Below are 16,281 nucleotides of genomic sequence, written 5' to 3' on the forward strand. Positions count from 1 at the left end.
TTGATGGCTTTGACCATTGCCGCCCGAGGCCTTCGGCGCGAGTATTTCCCTGCTGTTTACGGTTCCCCCAACCAATAAAAAGTAAAAGGGATTCTGGTCATGCGCGACTATTCGTCCGTCACCTCGCAGTTCGATTACCTGAACACCGTCAATGCCGCATTGCACGGCTCGCTCGAAGCGTTGAACGCCTGCGTCGAATGTTGTGACCGGCATGCGCTGCCGGGGCGTATCGCGTTGTTCTGGGAGGGCCGTGACGGTAGCGACGCGACCTGGACCTTCCGTGACTTGCAGGACAACGCCGCGCGCTTCGCCAATTTCCTGCGCGCCCAGGGCGTAGGCAAGGGCGACAGGGTCGCCGGTCTCCTGCCACGCACCGCAGAATTACTGATCGTGGTGCTCGCCACCTGGCGCATCGGCGCGGTCTATCAGCCGCTGTTCACCGCCTTCGGCCCCAAGGCCATCGAGCACCGCCTGGGCAGTTCGGGCGCGCGGGTGGTGGTCACCGATGCGGTCAACCGCTCCAAACTCAACGAAGTGACCGGTTGCCCGACCGTTGTGACGGTCGCTGGTGAAAAAGGCCAGGGCATCGTGCGCGGTGACTACAGTTTCTGGGCCGAAGTGGCGAACCACGAAGCCCGTTGCGAACCGCTGATGCTCACGGGCGAGGATCCGTTCCTGCTGATGTTCACCTCCGGCACCACCGGACCTGCCAAGGCCCTGTCGGTGCCGCTCAAGGCCATCGTTGCGTTCCAGAGTTACATCCGGGACGCCGTGGACCTGCGTCCCGAGGACGCGTTCTGGAACCTTGCCGACCCGGGCTGGGCCTACGGCATCTATTTTGGCGTTGCCGGGCCGCTGGCGATGGGGCATCCCATTACCTTCTACGATGGCCCGTTCACCCTGGAAAGCACCTGTCGGGTGATCAATAAGTACGGCATCACCAACCTCACCGGCTCACCTACGGCCTATCGCTTGCTGATTGCCGGGGGCGAGCAGTTCGCCCGCTCGATCAAGGGCAAGCTGCGCATCGTCAGCAGCGCCGGTGAGCCGTTGAACCCGGAAGTGATTCGCTGGTTCGCCGACAACCTCAATGTGGTGATTCACGACCACTACGGCCAGACCGAGCTGGGCATGGTCCTGTGCAACCACCATGGGCTGGAACACCCGGTGCACCTGGGGGCGGCCGGTTTCGCTTCGCCAGGCCACCGGATCGTGGTGCTGGACGAAAACCATAAGGAGCTGGGCGTCGGCCAGCCGGGCATTCTCGCGGTGGATCGCAACCAGTCACCGATGTGCTGGTTTGCCGGCTATGAGGGCGGGCCGACGAAGGCGTTCGTCGGCGATTACTACCTGAGCGGCGACACCGTGGAGTGGAACCCCGACGGCAGTATCAGTTTCGTCGGCCGCAGCGACGACGTGATCACCACCTCAGGCTACCGCGTCGGCCCCTTCGACGTGGAAAGCGCGCTGATCGAACATCCGGCCGTTGTTGAGGCGGCGGTGATCGGCAAGCCCGATCCGGAGCGCACCGAGCTGGTGAAAGCGTTTGTGGTCCTCAGTGCCCAATACCGCGCCGCGCCTGAGCTGGCCGAAGAGCTGCGTTTGCACGTGCGCAAGCGCCTGGCCGCCCATGCCTACCCTCGGGAAATTGAATTCGTCAGTGAGTTGCCGAAAACCCCAAGCGGCAAATTGCAGCGCTTCATCTTGCGCAACCAGGAAATCGCCAAGGCTCAAGAGGCCGTGGCTTACAAAGCTTCAGCTTGAACCCAAGGAAACCCTCATGCAGATCGACAACAAGATTTTCCTCGTCAGCGGCGGCGCTTCAGGCCTCGGTGCGGCCACCGGTGAAATGCTGGTCAAGTCCGGCGCCAAGGTGATGCTCCTGGACCTCAACGCCGAAGCCGTGGCCGCCCAGGCGCAGCGCCTCGGCTGCCAGAGCGTGGTGGCGGACATCAGCAACGAGGCGGCCGCCGACGCGGCGGTCAAGGCCACGGTCGAGGCGTTCGGCGGCTTGAATGGCCTGGTGAACTGCGCCGGTATCGTGCGCGGCGAGAAGATTCTCGGTAAAAACGGCCCTCATGCGCTGGCCAGCTTCAGCCAGGTAATCAACGTCAACCTGATCGGCAGCTTCAACCTGTTGCGTCTGGCGGCGGCCGCCATCGCCGAGACCGAGGCCAACGCCGACGGAGAACGCGGCGTGATCATCAACACCGCCTCGGTGGCGGCATTCGACGGCCAGATCGGCCAGGCAGCCTATTCGGCGTCCAAGGGCGCCATTGCCAGCCTGACTCTGCCGGCGGCCCGGGAGCTGGCTCGCTACGGCATCCGCGTGATGACCATTGCCCCCGGTATTTTCGAAACCCCGATGATGGCCGGCATGACCCCCGAAGTACGGGAATCCCTGGCGGCCGGCGTGCCATTTCCGCCACGCCTGGGCAAGCCCGACGAGTACGCGGCGCTGGTCCGGCATATCATTGAGAACAGCATGCTCAACGGCGAGGTGATCCGTCTCGACGGTGCCTTGCGCATGGCCGCCAAATGAAGGAGGACTTATCCATGTCCCACGATCCGATTGTCATCGTCAGTGCCGTTCGTACCCCCATGGGCGGTTTCCAGGGCGAACTCAAGAGCCTCACCGCCCCGCAGCTGGGCGCCGCCGCCATCAAGGCTGCGGTAGAGCGTGCGGGCATAGCGACTGATTCCGTGGAAGAAGTCCTGTTCGGCTGCGTGCTCGCGGCCGGGCAGGGCCAGGCCCCGGCGCGCCAGGCCGCGCTGGGCGCCGGGCTGGACAAGTCGACCCGCTGCACCACGTTGAACAAGATGTGCGGCTCGGGCATGGAAGCGGCGATCCTGGCCCATGACATGCTGGTTGCCGGCAGCGCCGAGGTGGTGGTGGCCGGCGGTATGGAAAGCATGTCCAACGCGCCGTACCTGCTTGATCGCGCCCGCAGCGGCTTGCGCATGGGCCATGGCAAGGTGCTCGACCATATGTTCCTCGACGGTCTCGAAGACGCCTACGACAAGGGCCGCCTGATGGGCACGTTTGCCGAGGATTGCGCCGAGGCCAATGGCTTCAGCCGCGAAGCCCAGGATGCCTTCGCCATCGCTTCCACCACCCGCGCCCAGCAGGCGATCAAGGACGGCAGTTTCGACGCCGAGATCGTGCCGGTGCAGGTCATGGTCGGCAAGGAACAGGTGACGGTGCGTCACGATGAGCAACCACCAAAGGCGCGGATCGACAAGATCGCCTCGCTCAAACCGGCGTTCCGGGAAGGCGGGACGGTGACGGCGGCCAACTCCAGTTCGATTTCCGATGGCGCGGCTGCGCTGGTGCTGATGCGCCAGAGCCAGGCCGTCGAGCGTGGTTTGAAACCGCTGGCGGTGATCCACGGTCACGCGGCGTTTGCCGACACGCCGAGCCTGTTCCCCACCGCACCGGTTGGCGCCGTGAAAAAACTCATGCAAAAGACCGGCTGGTCGTTGGCTGAAGTCGATCTGTTCGAAGTCAACGAAGCCTTCGCCGTGGTGGGCCTGGTGACCATGGGCAAGCTGGAAATCCCCCACGACAAGGTCAACGTCCACGGCGGCGCTTGTGCCTTGGGCCACCCGATTGGTGCATCCGGCGCACGGATTCTGGTCACGCTGCTTTCGGCCCTGCGCCACAAAGGCCTCAAGCGCGGCGTCGCGGCGATCTGCATCGGCGGCGGCGAAGCCACGGCGATGGCCGTCGAATGCCTGTATTAAGGACACACCATGCTCCCGACTGAAGAACAGACGCAAATCAGCGAAGCGGCCCGGCAGCTTGCCCAGGAACGCTTGAAACCATTCGCTGCCGAGTGGGACCGCGAGCACCGCTTCCCCAGGGAAGCCATCGCCGAAATGGGCGAGTTGGGTTTCTTTGGCATGCTTGTGCCGGAGCAGTGGGGCGGTTGCGATACGGGTTACCTGGCCTACGCCATGGCGCTGGAAGAAATCGCCGCCGGTGATGGGGCATGCTCGACCATCATGAGCGTGCACAACTCGGTGGGCTGCGTGCCGATCCTCAAGTTCGGCAACGATGAGCAAAAGGCCCGGTTCCTCACGCCCCTGGCCAGCGGCACGATGCTCGGTGCCTTCGCCCTGACCGAGCCCCAGGCCGGTTCGGACGCCAGCAGCCTCAAGACTCGGGCCAAGCTTTCGGGCGACCATTACGTGCTCAACGGCTGCAAGCAGTTCATCACCTCCGGGCAGAACGCCGGGGTAGTGATTGTGTTCGCCGTAACCGATCCGAATGCCGGCAAGCGTGGCATCAGTGCGTTCATCGTGCCGACCGATTCGCCGGGCTACAGTGTGGCGCGGGTCGAGGACAAGCTCGGCCAGCACGCTTCCGACACCTGCCAGATTCTCTTCGAGGATGTACAGGTGCCGGTGGCCAACCGATTGGGGGAGGAGGGCGAAGGCTACAAAATCGCCCTGGCGAACCTGGAAGGCGGGCGAGTCGGGATCGCGGCGCAATCGGTAGGCATGGCTCGTGCGGCGTTCGAGGCGGCCCGGGACTACGCGCGCGAGCGGGAAAGTTTCGGCAAGGCCATCATCGAGCACCAGGCCGTGGCGTTCCGCCTGGCGGACATGGCGACCCAGATTGCCGTGGCCCGGCAAATGGTGCATTACGCTGCCGCCCTGCGGGACAACGGCCAGCCGGCGTTGGTAGAAGCCTCCATGGCGAAATTGTTCGCCTCGGAAATGGCCGAAAAAGTCTGCTCCATGGCGTTGCAAACCCTCGGCGGATACGGTTACCTCAACGATTTCCCACTGGAGCGCATTTACCGCGACGTGCGGGTCTGCCAGATCTACGAAGGCACCAGCGATATCCAGCGCATGGTCATCTCACGCAATCTTTGAACGGAGCCCTTATGAGCTATGAAACGATTTTATTGGAGATCAAGGACCGCGTCGGCCTGATCACCCTGAACCGTCCCCAGGCGTTGAATGCCTTGAATGCGCAGATCGTCAGCGAGTTGAACCAGGCACTGGACAGCCTGGAGGCTGATCCGAAAATCGGCTGCATCGTGCTGACCGGCTCGAAGAAGGCGTTTGCGGCCGGTGCCGACATCAAGGAAATGGCCGAGCTGACCTATCCGCAGATTTACCTGGATGATTTGTTCAGCGACAGCGACCGCGTCGCCAACCGGCGCAAGCCGATTATTGCGGCGGTGAATGGCTTTGCGTTGGGCGGTGGTTGTGAGCTGGCGTTGATGTGCGACTTCATTCTGGCCGGCGACAACGCCAAGTTCGGCCAGCCGGAAATCAACCTCGGTGTCCTCCCGGGCATGGGCGGCACCCAGCGCCTGACGCGGGCGGTGGGCAAGGCCAAGGCCATGGAACTGTGCCTGACCGGGCGCTTCATCGATGCGGTGGAGGCTGAGCGTTGTGGCATCGTGGCGCGGATTGTCCCGGCGGATGAGTTGTTGGACGACGCACTGAAAACCGCCGCGCTGATTGCCTCCAAGTCAGTGCCGATCAGCATGATGGTCAAGGAAAGCGTCAACCGTGCCTTCGAAGTCAGCCTGTCCGAAGGCGTGCGTTTCGAACGCCGAGTGTTCCATGCGGCGTTTGCCACACAGGATCAGAAAGAAGGCATGGCCGCATTCGTCGCCAAGCGTTCGCCTGAGTTCCAGGACAAATAACCCGGCGCCCCGGCTAGCGCCATCGTCGGATCGCCGCCCGGAGCAGGCTCGCTCCCACATTGGACCTGTGGCGCACGCTACATTTGTGCCCGACACAAAACCCTGTGGGAGCGGGCTTGCCCGCGAAGACGTCGGTACATTCAACATCCAGGCGTCAGATACACCGCTTTCGCGAGCAAGCTCGCTCCCACAGGGCGACGGCTCAGAGCCAGTAAGTGACCGCAAACCAGCCCAGGCCACCCATCACCACGGTGTATGGCAAGGCCATCCAGACCATCCGGCCATAGGACAGGCGAATCAACGGGGCAATCGCCGAGGTCAGCAGGAACAGGAACGCGGCCTGGCCGTTAGGGGTGGCGACGCTGGGCAGGTTGGTGCCGGTGTTGATCGCCACGGCCAGGGTCTCGAACTGTTCGCGGCTCATATGACCGGACACAAAGGCCTGTTTCACCTCGGTGATGTAGATGGTCGCCACGAACACGTTGTCGCTGATGGCTGACAACAAACCGTTGGCGATAAACAGCATGCCCGGTTGCTGATCGGCGGGCAGGGCGAGGACCCATTGGATCAGCGGCGTGAACAATTGCTGGTCATGAATGACCGCCACCACCGCAAAGAACACGACCAGCAGCGCAGTGAACGGCATGGCGTCCTTGAAGGCGTTGCCGAGTCGGTGCTCGTCGGTGATACCGGTGAACGCGGTAATCAACACAATCACCATCAAGCCAATCAGGCCGACCTCGGCAATGTGCAGCGCCAGGCCGACGATCAGGATCAGCGCGGCGATACCCTGAACGATCAAGGCCGCGCGCTGGCGTGGAGTACGCTCACGATTGTCCTGTTCGGCGTAGTCGGCCAGCACGGCGCGGACGTTGTCCGGCAGCAGTGTGCCGTAGCCGAACCCGCGCAGTTTTTCCAGCACCACGCAGGTCACCAGGCCCGCCACCAACACCGGCAGCGACACCGGCGCAACCTTCACGAAGAAATCGGCGAAATGCCAGCCCATCTCATGGCCGATCAAAAGGTTCTGCGGCTCGCCCACCAGGGTGCAGACGCCGCCCAGTGCCGTGCCCACGGCGCCGTGCATCAGCAGGCTGCGCAGGAACGCCCGGAATTGCTCCAGGTCGCCATGGTGCAGCGAGGGCAGCGCATGGTCTTCATCAACGCTGCTGTCCTGGCGCGGATCGTTACCTGACGCCACACGGTGATACACCGAATAGAACCCTACGGCGGCGCTGATGATCACCGCCGTGACGGTCAGCGCATCAAGGAACGCCGAGAGAAACGCCGAGAGAAAGCAGAACATCAACGCCAGCAGCGCCTTGGAGCGCACCCCCAGCAACAGCCGCGAAAACAGGAACAGCAGCAGGTCCTTCATGAAGTAAATCCCGGCCACCATGAACATCAGCAGCAGGATCACCGGGAAGTTGTGCAGCAATTCTTCGTACAGCGCCTGGGGCGTGGTCATGCCCAGCACCAGGGCCTCTACCAGCAACAGCCCGCCGGGCATCAGCGGGTAGCATTTGAGGGCCATGGCCAGGGTGAAGATGAACTCGATGACCAGCATCCAGCCTGCCGCGACCGGCCCCAGCGTCCACAGCACCACGGCATTGAGGATCAGGAAAGTGACGATGCACGCCTTGTACCAGCGCGGCGAGTGCCCCAGAAAGTTATGCGCGAAAGCCTGAGCCATTGAACCGGACATCGGCTGCTCCTTTTAATTAGAAGCGCGCAACTTGCCGTAAGAAATGGGGAATATCAAGGGTAGGAATAAATACCGGTCGCCACCCCATTGCGCCTCAGGCCCAGTACCGTGCTACCACTGCTCGATAACTGCCGTTGAGGGAGTAACCCCCTACCAGGATCTTTCCATCGGCCTGTACCGCCAGGGCGGTGGCGGTGTCCAGGCTGTAGCCCAGTCGCGTGCGAACCCAGCCTTCGCCCTGGCCGAAATCCGGGTCAAGACTGGCGTCCGGCAGATGCCGGGCCAGCAGGAAGTCAGCCTCGATACCGCCGATGGTCGCTCCGGCCGTTACCAGTTTCCCGTCCGGTTGAACCTGGGCGGCGGTCCATTGGCTGGGGCTGCGTCCAACCTGTAGGAGCTGGCACTGACCCTGGTTGCAGTGGCGGTCCGGCTCGCCGTCCTGGCGCACTTTCAGCGACAGGCTGTGCATCGGGTCACGGCTGCTGCCGAACGCCTGCAAGTCACCGTTGGCATGTTGGACGATCTGGCTGACCATCACGCTGTGGTCTTGTGCCTTGATGGACATGAAACCTGCCTCGCCGAAGGTTTCATCGAGCCGGCCGCTGGGATCGTAGCGCGCGATCAGGCCTTGCTGGGGCATGTCGATCGCACCGCCGACGACAATATTGCCGTCGGCCTGGAGTGCCAGGCAGCCCAGCCAGGTATTTTTCAACAGGCGCCGGACCATCACAAAGCCACGGCCATTGAATGAGCTGTCCAATTCTCCGTCCGGCAGGAGCCGGATCAGCACGCCGACGTGATCGGACAGTTGAAAGTGATGGTTGGCCAACAGCAGGATCCGGCCATCGGCTTGTACCTGCATGTCACAGGCTTCAAGGCCGGGTACGCCGGGCGGCAGCCAGGGGTCACGCAGGCCTTGGGACAGGTTGCCGCAGAGCTTGATGATCCGCCGGCCGGCATTGCCGAAACTGCGTACCGGGCGGCCTTGTCGATCGAACAGCGCGAGGGCGGGAAGGGTGTGATCGTTGTCTTCGTAGTGCAGCCCCGACAGCAGGATTTGTCCGTTGGACAATTCAATGACCTTGCCCGCCGTCGCTTCAAAGCCGTGTTCAAAGGCTCCGATCACACAGCCGTCGGTTCCGAAACTCGTATCGGTCGATCCGTCATGGTTGAGTCGCGCCAGCCCGAACCGGCTGCCTTGGGCGGTGTTGATCCGGGCCGCCACCAGCGCCCGCCCGGCATGGTCGAGGGCCAACCCGGTGGTCAGGCTCGATGTGCTGCCTTCAAAATCAATCCAGGCTTTACCGTTGTCGGCAAAGCCTGGGTCAAATTGCCCCGCCTGGATCTCGGCCGGTGCCAGCGCAAACGCGGATCGATCGTGCATGCATGCCTCTCCTTGCGCGTCGACCGACCCGGAAGGGCGACGACTGCATGAGGGCAACATTCAATCCCTGAACGCGACTACGCACAACTGTCAGGTCGTACAGAAGCATGGGCGATTCGTGCCATAACAATGGCTTTGCGACCCAACGTCCAGCCTGCCATCTGTAACAGGCTGAATCGGCGGCTTTATTCTGGCATCGACCAGGATTGCAACTTGTAGCCTTCCTGGCTCAGTTCGGCACGGGCCTGCTTCAACAGATCGGCCAGTTGAGCCGGATCGGTATAGGCGCTGCTCGGAATCTGCTTGCGACCAATATGGGTATTGGTGCGGTCGATGACGGTCAGGCTGAGTTCACCGTTACCGTCTTGTGGAGCCCAGGCCACGCATTGGAAAGGACGAAAGGCGCGGTCGGCTATCAAAAGAGCTTCGTTGATACGGAGCGGGGCGTTCATGGCGTTTTCTCTTCAATATGCCCAATCAAATGATGTGCCGTCGGTTGGGCGTGCCGTGCGGCAGGTTACTTGTACTGATGTCCCGAACCCGGGGGCGGGTCACACAATCTTTGAATAAATTTCGAATTTCTTTCAGACCTGGCTTAAAGGCTTTTGTTTGAAAGGAAGGTGAAAGAAATCCATAAGGGATAACTAACGAAACGCCGTCTTATAACCACTTTCATGCCCACTCAATAATCAATCGATACAAGGGGGTGTCAACTTCTTGCTACTGTTACATGCAGGTTTGCCAAACGACTGTTTCTAATCACATTTCCTTATTTTGGCGCCAAGGATCAGTCATGATCGAAGCCAGTACGTCGCGTCGTCTGCTCGTGGTTGATCCCTGCGATGATTGCCATCGCCTGCTGCCCGGTCTTCGCAGCGTAGGGTGGAATGTGGATAGCTGTGCTCTGGAACACGCCGGTGATCGGGCGTGTGACGTCGGCCTTCTACGCTTGCAGCCGTTTCATCTGGAGCGCCCTGAAGCGGTCAAGGAATTGATCAGCCGCAGCGGCGCCGAATGGATTGCGGTGCTCAACCAGGAGGTGTTGCGCCTGCAGAATGTCGGTGATTTTGTCTGCGAATGGTTTTTCGATTTCCATACCTTGCCGTTTGACGTTTCCCGGGTCCAGGTGACGCTGGGCCGGGCGTTCGGCATGGCGCGCCTGCGCGGGCAGGGTTCGGTTCATGTCGACCAGCCTGAACATGAATTGCTGGGTGACAGCCGACCGATCCGTGAGCTGCGCAAATTGCTCGGCAAACTGGCGCCCACCGAGTCACCGGTATTGATTCGCGGAGAGAGCGGCACCGGCAAGGAGTTGGTCGCTCGTACGCTGCATTTTCAGTCACACCGGCGTAACAAACCGTTCATTGCCATCAACTGCGGTGCCATTCCGGAGCATCTGATCCAGTCTGAGTTGTTCGGCCACGAGAAAGGCGCTTTCACCGGCGCCCACCAGCGCAAGATCGGGCGGATCGAGGCGGCCCACGGCGGCACGCTGTTTCTGGATGAAGTGGGTGACCTGCCGTTGGAGTTGCAGGCCAACTTGCTGCGTTTCCTGCAGGAAAAACACATTGAGCGGGTCGGAGGCAGCCAGCCGATTGCGGTCGATGTGCGCGTGCTGGCAGCGACCCACGTTGACCTTGAAGCGGCCATTGAGCTCAAGCGCTTTCGCGAGGATTTGTACTATCGCCTGAATGTCTTGCAGGTGGTCATGGCGCCGTTGCGTGACCGTCATGGTGACTTGGCGATGCTCGCCAGTCACTTCTCGCATTTCTACAGCCAGGAAACCGGCCGTCGACCCCGCAGCTTCAGCGAGGACGCACTGGTGGCGATGGGCATGCACGACTGGCCTGGCAACGTCCGGGAACTGGCCAACCGTGTCCGTCGTGGACTGGTGCTGGCGGAGGGGCGGCAGATCGAGGCCCGGGATCTCGGCCTGGCCAGTCACCATGGCGTTGTCGCCCCGATGGGCACGCTGGAAGACTACAAGACCCGCGCCGAGCGCCAGGCGCTGAGTGACGTGCTCAACCGCCACAGCGACAACCTGAGCGTGGCCGCCAGGGTCCTGGGCGTATCACGGCCGACGTTCTATCGGTTGTTGCACAAGCACCAGATTCGTTGACCCAACCCGAAGGTGGAAGGTAACCCTGTGGGAGCGGGCTTGCTCGCGATTGCAGTGTGTCAGTCAACATCAAGGCTGCTGACCCGACGCCATCGTGAGCAAGCCCGCTCCACATTGGATTTGCGCTGACCATCAATTTTGCAAACGACACAGCCCCCTGTGGGAGCGAGCCTGCTCGCGATTGCAGTGTGTCAGTCAAGAATCAGGGGACAGGCTCACCGCCTTCGCGAGCAAGCCCGCTCCCACAATGGATTTGCGCTGACCATCAATTTTGCAAACGACACAGCCCCCTGTGGGAGCGAGCTTGCTCGCGATGGCGTCGGGTCCGCCACGAATATGCAACTGATCTACCGCCATCGCGAGCAAGCTTGGCTCCCACAGGGTGGGGGGAGCGGTATGTCAGAAGTAATACGGGAATTTCAGGCTGAAGGTGAAGTCCGGCGCATCGTCCGTCAGGCCGATGGACAGGTTGGGCACGATGGTCAGGTTGTCGGTGGCGGCGACGGTCATGCCGATGTTGAAGTAGCCGGCGTTGGCGTCGCTGGAGACCACTGATTCCCAATCCCCTCCGTCCTGCTTGAGCTTGCTTTTCTTCTGGATGAGGTCGGAGACCGAGAACGACATACTCATCTTCTCATTCAACGCAAAGGCGATGCCCGCGCCGATCTGGAAGCTGTCGCCGATCCGCACCTTACCGGGAATCTTCTGGTTGACGGTGGAGCTGATGTCGTCAAACGACTCTTCCAGGTTATGGGTATAGGACAGGGTGCCGAACAGCACGGCCGGGTCGAAGGTCTTGACCAGCGAGAGCCCCGGCGTGATTGACCACACGCCGTTGCCGGTGGGCAGATCTTCAGGCACGAACAGGTTGGTATTGGCCTGGGACTGGCGCAGCTTGATGCCGAACGGGTCCTTGCCAGTCGGGGCCTTGACCCGCAGGGTAACCACCGCATCCGGTGTGTCGACCGACTCATCCATGAACTTGTAGGCAATGCCGAAGTTAACGTCGCCGATGGTCGGGTCGCGGGTCACGGTTTCTTCGCTGGTGACGCCCGCAGCACCGTTGTTGGCACCGCCGGACTGATACGTCGACTCGCGGTAGATCACCGGCACGTTAAGGTCGAACTGCCAGCGATTGTCAAAGTTGTAGCGGCCGGTCAGATCCAGTGTCCAGGTGTCGGCCTTGATCCGGTCCAGGTTGATGTTGCCCAGGAAAATCGAATCCAGGGCCAGGAAACCGTTGAGGATCAATTGCCGCGTGTCGTAGCGCGAATAGGTCACGCCGGTTTCGAAACTGAACTTGCCGCCACCGAAGAAGCCGCTGGCCTCGTCGTAGAGGTTGGAAACGCTCTGGGCCGGTTGCGAATCGTCGGCCAGGGATTGTCCGTAGCCGCTACCGCCGGCGGTAGGCGCGCCACCGTCGGCCACGGTCTGGTTGCCCTTCATGTCGGCAGGGGACTTGGCCAGGCGTTTAGGGGGTGGTGCAGCGGGTTGATCTTCAACCTGACGGACCCGCTGCTCGAGCACTGCCAAGGCTTTTTGCTGGACCTCGTATCGCTGTTTCAACTCCAGGAGCTCCTGCTTCAGAGCTTCGATATCCGCGTCCGGCGCCGCGTGCAACACGGTCGCCGGCAACAGCGTGCTAAAGCACATGACAGCGCGCAACGATACGGATCGATACATGAAGGTGCCGTCCCTATTTGCCCAATGGTCGTCAGCAGCGTAGTTCAATATCCAAGGGTGCGTAGCCCACGTAATTGGGTCAGATTGCAGTCCAACGCTCCGGCGCTGGGGCCGTTATTGTTCAGTACCACGTTGAGTTGGGTCAGGTTGTTCACCAGGTTGCTGTTGCCCAGCAGGCGGGTGTTTTGCAGCAGGCCACCCTGGGCCACTTGTTGCAGAGCGCTGCCCTGGTTCTGGCTGGCCTGGATCGCCATCTGTACGCCGTTGCCGGTGGCGGTGACCGCGACGCTGCCAGCGGCATTACTGCCGCTGATAGTCTGGCCGCTGGTCAGCAGCTGGCCCTGAGAAGGCACCAGCGCCGGCGCCTGGTTGCTTTCTCTGACGTTGATGCTGACATTGTTATAAGCCGTGTTGCCGTCGCCGGCGGCACGTACGCTCTGGGTCACGCCCTGGCTGGTTCCCAGGCCTGCGCCACCGGTGATGTTGCCGCTGCCCTGTTCCGGGACGCTGCCATTGCCGGTCTGCGTGATGGTGGACACATAGAATTGAGGTTTGACCGTCGCGGCCTGGATCTGCATGGCGCTGGTGGCGCCGATCAGGTCGCCGCTGGCGTTGCGCCAGGTACTGCTCATGACGATGCCGAAGCTGATGACTCGACCCGGCATGACGTAACGACCGCGCAGCTCGGAAAGCTCCTGGTCCTTGATTTCGATCGGTTTGAATCCAGCATGGGCATAGCCCGAGGCAGTCGCGGCCAGGCAGGCCAACGTCAGCCAATGTGACGTTTTCATGTGTAGCTCCCGGAGCGTCCTGCTCCTCTTGTATTTATTTTGGCAGTAGGTCGTCGACTAGAAAAAGTCGCTCTGTATGAAGCCGAAATCCATCAGTTCTGCATCCCGGACCGGGTTGAAACCGTCCAGCTTGTTACGTGCCGTCAGCGGTTGCGGTGGGCTGCGCAGTGCGTTGGTCTTGTCATAACCGGGACCGACAATGGCAAAGACGATGCCGTTCCAGCCTTTGACGAAATCGTCATGGGCGTAGCGCTTGTGTCCCAGAACCGGGTCGGCGATGTACACAAATTGCTTGTCGGCGCGCTGCAACACCACGAAGTGCTTGTAGCCGCGTATATCCATCAGGACCACTACCGGAATCGTCACCGCTTCGATTTTTTCGGGCGGTATCCGATAGCCTCGGGCGCGCATGCCGATGGTTTCGACATAACGCTTCATGTCGAGCATGGAGAAGCCTTGGGTACGAACCAGGTCCTGATTGGCATTGACCAGCATGCCCTTGATGACGTGTTCTTCATCGACATCCAGCCAATAGGCCTGGCGCAGCACCGTGGCCAGCGCGGCGGCGCCGCAACTGAAATCGGTTTTCTGCTCGACAATGTCGCTGAACTTGCGCTCACGCAGGCTTTGTACCGGTTTGTAAACCAGCATGCCGCCAGGCAAGGCGGCGACGGGCATCTGCGCAGCTTCAGCAACGCAGGCCATGCACAGCAGCAGGGAAAGGGCAGTCGCACGCATGACTGATACGCCTTTTGAGAGTCCTGGAAAAGAAGCCCCGTTTCCGGGGCTTCGTTTCATGCGCGCTTACATGCAGGATTTGCAGCCAGCAGCAATAGACAGCGAGTTGCTCTGCTGGTTACCCACGCCAGCCGAGACGTTGGCGCCGCCGTTGCCGGAGAAGCCGTTCATCGAGTTGCTCATGGTGGCGTTGTTGATCACAGGGTTTTTCCAGCCATCGCGGGTCAGCACTTGCTGAGTGTTGCTGCCGGCCAGTTCGAAAGTCCCCACCGCGGTGAACTTGAACTTGTCGTCATCGTGACCACCACCGTAGCCGCCTTTGTTGTCCCAGCCGCCATGGTTGTCGCTTTCGGCAGTGCCTTCGCCTTTGGCCTTGAACGTGCCGTTGGCTTTGTAGGTGCTGGTGAGGGTGTCGGTTTTGTAGGTCCGCACGCCTTTGTTGTCGACTTCCAGGCCGGTGGAGGTCTGGTCGGCCGCAGCAGCGGCTGTTGCAACACGGCCTCCGGATACGGCGATGGCCAGGTTGTTTTTCTGTTGGTTGAAGTTGCCGGCGGTCACGTTGATGCCGATGTTGCCGGAGCCGTTGTTGCCCGCATTGGTGAGCGAGGCATTGTTTTGGGTCGAGTTGTTTTTGACGTAGTTGTTGGTATTGACTTGAGTTGCGCTGGACATGGCGACAGCCGAGCCGAAGATGAAGCTCTCATCAGCGGTGGCCAGGGCTGCGGCGTTGTCTTGTTGGTTGCCGTCGCCGCCAGCAACGTTGGCGCCCATGTTGCCGTTGCTGCCATTGAGCGAGTCTTTGGCTTCTGCGGTGTTTTTGGTGGCCTGGTTGGTGACCACGTTGCCGTCGCTGTTCTGCTCATCCATTACCGAGGCCGCAGCACCGGCGGTGATGGACAGTTGTTCCTGCCACGTTGGGCCTTTTGGACCATGGTTGCCATGGCCGTGCCCGTTGTTATCGTTTCCTCCGGCCTGTGCAGCCATTGCCATGACAGCGGCGAGAGCGAAAACCAATGGTTTGAGCGCCATTGTAGGTTTCATGGTGTTTCTCCTTGCTTGTCGTTGGTTAAGTGTCAGTACTTTCTAATGCGCACTGCGCCGGATCAGTCAGCGACCCGGATGCTCAGGGTGTTAGCCATGCGGTTCCCCACCCCGGCACTCTGGTTCACCTGGATAACCCCTCGGCTGCCGGTGAAGGCCTGGTCGCTGGTGACGACCTGGCGGCTGCCGGTTGGGGCGCCAGTTGCTCCTGAGTTCGGTAGCAACGCCACGTTCTGTTGAGAAAGGGCGCTGTCGTCAATGCTCTGCGGATGGGCACTGATGCCCACTCGCATGACATTGGCCATCTGGTTGTTGGCCCCGGCGGACTGGTTGACGCCCAGCACCCCGTTGCCATTGGTGAAAGAGTTGCCGCCGATGCGGGCGGTGGCGTTCATGGAAGGGTCGGCCGGCGTGTCGAGGCGTTGCTGCACGCTGGTGGTGGCCTGTGCGCCGGTGCCGATCGCGATCGCCCGGGCGTTGGTCTGTTGGGTCTGGTCGCCGGCCGCCTGGTTGACGTTGAAGTTGCCGCTGTAATGGCCGCCGGAATCCTGCAGGTTGGCGTTGTTGACCCGCGCCACGCCCGGATCGGCAAGGGCGATGGAAGAGCCGAGCAGGGCAAGCAGGAACAGGACTGGCTTCATGTCACTGGCCTCCCGCCAGCCGGCCCAGGGGCGCCAGGCCGGAACTCAGCGAGCGGTTGATGGTGCCGGAGATCGCGCCGCCGCTGCCGCCCCCGTGACCGGCGCCCATGCCGGGCATGCCGTTGGGGTTGGTGACCACGTTCAAACCCTGCACGCCGGTATTGGTATTGCTGCTCATGGAATTGCGGATCGAAGAGCCGCTGGCAACACTGGCGAATTCGCCATCGCTCAGCTCGGTGCTGGTGGTCGCCTGGTTGATTCGCGCCGATGGATTGGCATTGACGGTGGTCGGGTAGGGGTCTTTGCCACCGTTACGACCGATGGCGATGGGTTGGACATCCCGGCTTAATACAATCACGCCGTTGCCCTCGGCCTGTACCGGCAAGCTGAACGAGACGCCAGCGGCGCAGCCGATCAGCAGCAGGCAGGTCACGCCTGTATCGAAAATCCCCATGGCATCTATTCCTTCTTTTACCGCTGGCCCTAGTCAGCGTCGCGAAGGTGTAGAGCAGG

Annotated in this window: 15 protein-coding genes; 6 read left to right on the forward strand and 9 right to left on the reverse strand. The window is 61.5% G+C overall.

All coding sequences use genetic code 11. The features are described from left to right. The first annotated feature begins 99 nt into the window (after positions 1–99). Genes RGM2987_RS25015 through RGM2987_RS25035 form a run of 5 tightly spaced genes read left to right on the forward strand, consistent with a single transcriptional unit; the run spans position 100 to position 5,666 of the window. Entirely contained in the window at positions 100–1,764 is a 1,665-nt protein-coding gene (locus RGM2987_RS25015; protein WP_245145528.1) for an AMP-binding protein, read from the forward strand. Positions 1,765–1,780: 16 nt separating this feature from the next. After that, the gene (locus RGM2987_RS25020) at positions 1,781–2,542 is read left to right on the forward strand and encodes an SDR family NAD(P)-dependent oxidoreductase (RefSeq protein WP_245145529.1); all 762 of its coding nucleotides are present in this window, start codon (positions 1,781–1,783) and stop codon (positions 2,540–2,542) included. A 14-nt stretch (positions 2,543–2,556) separates the two neighbouring features. Continuing rightward, positions 2,557–3,744 carry an acetyl-CoA C-acyltransferase gene (locus tag RGM2987_RS25025; RefSeq protein ID WP_245145530.1) on the forward strand — a complete coding sequence of 396 codons (1,188 nt, stop codon included), beginning with the start codon at positions 2,557–2,559 and terminating at the stop codon, positions 3,742–3,744. A gap of 9 nt (positions 3,745–3,753) precedes the next feature. After that, positions 3,754–4,881 (forward strand): acyl-CoA dehydrogenase, encoded by a 1,128-nt coding sequence (locus tag RGM2987_RS25030; RefSeq protein WP_245145531.1) that lies wholly within the window; start codon positions 3,754–3,756, stop codon positions 4,879–4,881. Between the two features lie 11 nt (positions 4,882–4,892). Then, the gene (locus RGM2987_RS25035; RefSeq protein WP_245145532.1) at positions 4,893–5,666 is read left to right on the forward strand and encodes an enoyl-CoA hydratase; all 774 of its coding nucleotides are present in this window, start codon (positions 4,893–4,895) and stop codon (positions 5,664–5,666) included. Positions 5,667–5,868: 202 nt separating this feature from the next. Here RGM2987_RS25035 and nhaB read toward each other — a convergent pair whose 3' ends face one another. The 3 genes from nhaB to RGM2987_RS25050 form a co-directional block, all read right to left on the reverse strand. Then, entirely contained in the window at positions 5,869–7,371 is a 1,503-nt protein-coding gene (gene nhaB / locus RGM2987_RS25040; protein ID WP_245145533.1) for a sodium/proton antiporter NhaB, read from the reverse strand. A gap of 94 nt (positions 7,372–7,465) precedes the next feature. Further along, a complete protein-coding gene (locus tag RGM2987_RS25045; RefSeq protein WP_245145534.1) occupies positions 7,466–8,755 on the reverse strand; it encodes a hypothetical protein in 1,290 nt (429 codons plus the stop codon). A gap of 185 nt (positions 8,756–8,940) precedes the next feature. Next, on the reverse strand, positions 8,941–9,207 hold the full coding sequence (locus RGM2987_RS25050; protein WP_245145535.1) for a hypothetical protein: 267 nt from the start codon (positions 9,205–9,207) through the stop codon (positions 8,941–8,943). 341 nt (positions 9,208–9,548) lie between these two features. Between RGM2987_RS25050 and RGM2987_RS25055 the strand changes: the two genes are divergently transcribed. Further along, complete coding sequence (locus tag RGM2987_RS25055) at positions 9,549–10,874, forward strand: sigma-54 dependent transcriptional regulator (protein WP_245145536.1); 1,326 nt, start codon at positions 9,549–9,551, stop codon at positions 10,872–10,874. Positions 10,875–11,273: 399 nt separating this feature from the next. On the opposite strand, the gene RGM2987_RS25060 is transcribed toward RGM2987_RS25055, so the two are convergent. The 6 genes from RGM2987_RS25060 to RGM2987_RS25085 form a co-directional block, all read right to left on the reverse strand. After that, positions 11,274–12,557, reverse strand: a complete 1,284-nt coding sequence (locus tag RGM2987_RS25060; RefSeq protein WP_245145537.1) for a hypothetical protein — start codon at positions 12,555–12,557, stop codon at positions 11,274–11,276. Between the two features lie 44 nt (positions 12,558–12,601). Continuing rightward, positions 12,602–13,348, reverse strand: a complete 747-nt coding sequence (locus tag RGM2987_RS25065; RefSeq protein ID WP_245145538.1) for a hypothetical protein — start codon at positions 13,346–13,348, stop codon at positions 12,602–12,604. A gap of 57 nt (positions 13,349–13,405) precedes the next feature. Next, a complete protein-coding gene (locus RGM2987_RS25070; RefSeq protein ID WP_245145539.1) occupies positions 13,406–14,086 on the reverse strand; it encodes a C39 family peptidase in 681 nt (226 codons plus the stop codon). A gap of 66 nt (positions 14,087–14,152) precedes the next feature. Beyond that, positions 14,153–15,127: a heme utilization protein gene (locus tag RGM2987_RS25075; protein ID WP_245145540.1), complete on the reverse strand. Its 975-nt coding sequence runs from the start codon at positions 15,125–15,127 to the stop codon at positions 14,153–14,155. 62 nt (positions 15,128–15,189) lie between these two features. Further along, entirely contained in the window at positions 15,190–15,768 is a 579-nt protein-coding gene (locus tag RGM2987_RS25080) for an adhesin (RefSeq protein WP_245145541.1), read from the reverse strand. 1 nt (position 15,769) lies between these two features. Further along, entirely contained in the window at positions 15,770–16,222 is a 453-nt protein-coding gene (locus tag RGM2987_RS25085) for a hypothetical protein (RefSeq protein WP_245145542.1), read from the reverse strand. Positions 16,223–16,281: the final 59 nt, after the last annotated feature.

This window comes from Pseudomonas sp. RGM2987, assembly GCF_022952855.1.
Classification (GTDB): Bacteria; Pseudomonadota; Gammaproteobacteria; order Pseudomonadales; family Pseudomonadaceae; genus Aquipseudomonas.

Coding starts and splice junctions, on each gene's coding strand:
- RGM2987_RS25085 (WP_245145542.1), bottom strand. CDS start 16,222: ATGGGGATTTTCGATACAGGCGTGACCTGCCTGCTGCTGATCGGCTGC.
- RGM2987_RS25055 (WP_245145536.1), top strand. CDS start 9,549: ATGATCGAAGCCAGTACGTCGCGTCGTCTGCTCGTGGTTGATCCCTGC.
- RGM2987_RS25020 (WP_245145529.1), top strand. CDS start 1,781: ATGCAGATCGACAACAAGATTTTCCTCGTCAGCGGCGGCGCTTCAGGC.
- RGM2987_RS25025 (WP_245145530.1), top strand. CDS start 2,557: ATGTCCCACGATCCGATTGTCATCGTCAGTGCCGTTCGTACCCCCATG.
- RGM2987_RS25045 (WP_245145534.1), bottom strand. CDS start 8,755: ATGCACGATCGATCCGCGTTTGCGCTGGCACCGGCCGAGATCCAGGCG.
- RGM2987_RS25075 (WP_245145540.1), bottom strand. CDS start 15,127: ATGAAACCTACAATGGCGCTCAAACCATTGGTTTTCGCTCTCGCCGCT.
- RGM2987_RS25060 (WP_245145537.1), bottom strand. CDS start 12,557: ATGTATCGATCCGTATCGTTGCGCGCTGTCATGTGCTTTAGCACGCTG.
- RGM2987_RS25030 (WP_245145531.1), top strand. CDS start 3,754: ATGCTCCCGACTGAAGAACAGACGCAAATCAGCGAAGCGGCCCGGCAG.
- RGM2987_RS25050 (WP_245145535.1), bottom strand. CDS start 9,207: ATGAACGCCCCGCTCCGTATCAACGAAGCTCTTTTGATAGCCGACCGC.
- RGM2987_RS25070 (WP_245145539.1), bottom strand. CDS start 14,086: ATGCGTGCGACTGCCCTTTCCCTGCTGCTGTGCATGGCCTGCGTTGCT.
- nhaB (WP_245145533.1), bottom strand. CDS start 7,371: ATGTCCGGTTCAATGGCTCAGGCTTTCGCGCATAACTTTCTGGGGCAC.
- RGM2987_RS25015 (WP_245145528.1), top strand. CDS start 100: ATGCGCGACTATTCGTCCGTCACCTCGCAGTTCGATTACCTGAACACC.
- RGM2987_RS25065 (WP_245145538.1), bottom strand. CDS start 13,348: ATGAAAACGTCACATTGGCTGACGTTGGCCTGCCTGGCCGCGACTGCC.
- RGM2987_RS25080 (WP_245145541.1), bottom strand. CDS start 15,768: ATGAAGCCAGTCCTGTTCCTGCTTGCCCTGCTCGGCTCTTCCATCGCC.
- RGM2987_RS25035 (WP_245145532.1), top strand. CDS start 4,893: ATGAGCTATGAAACGATTTTATTGGAGATCAAGGACCGCGTCGGCCTG.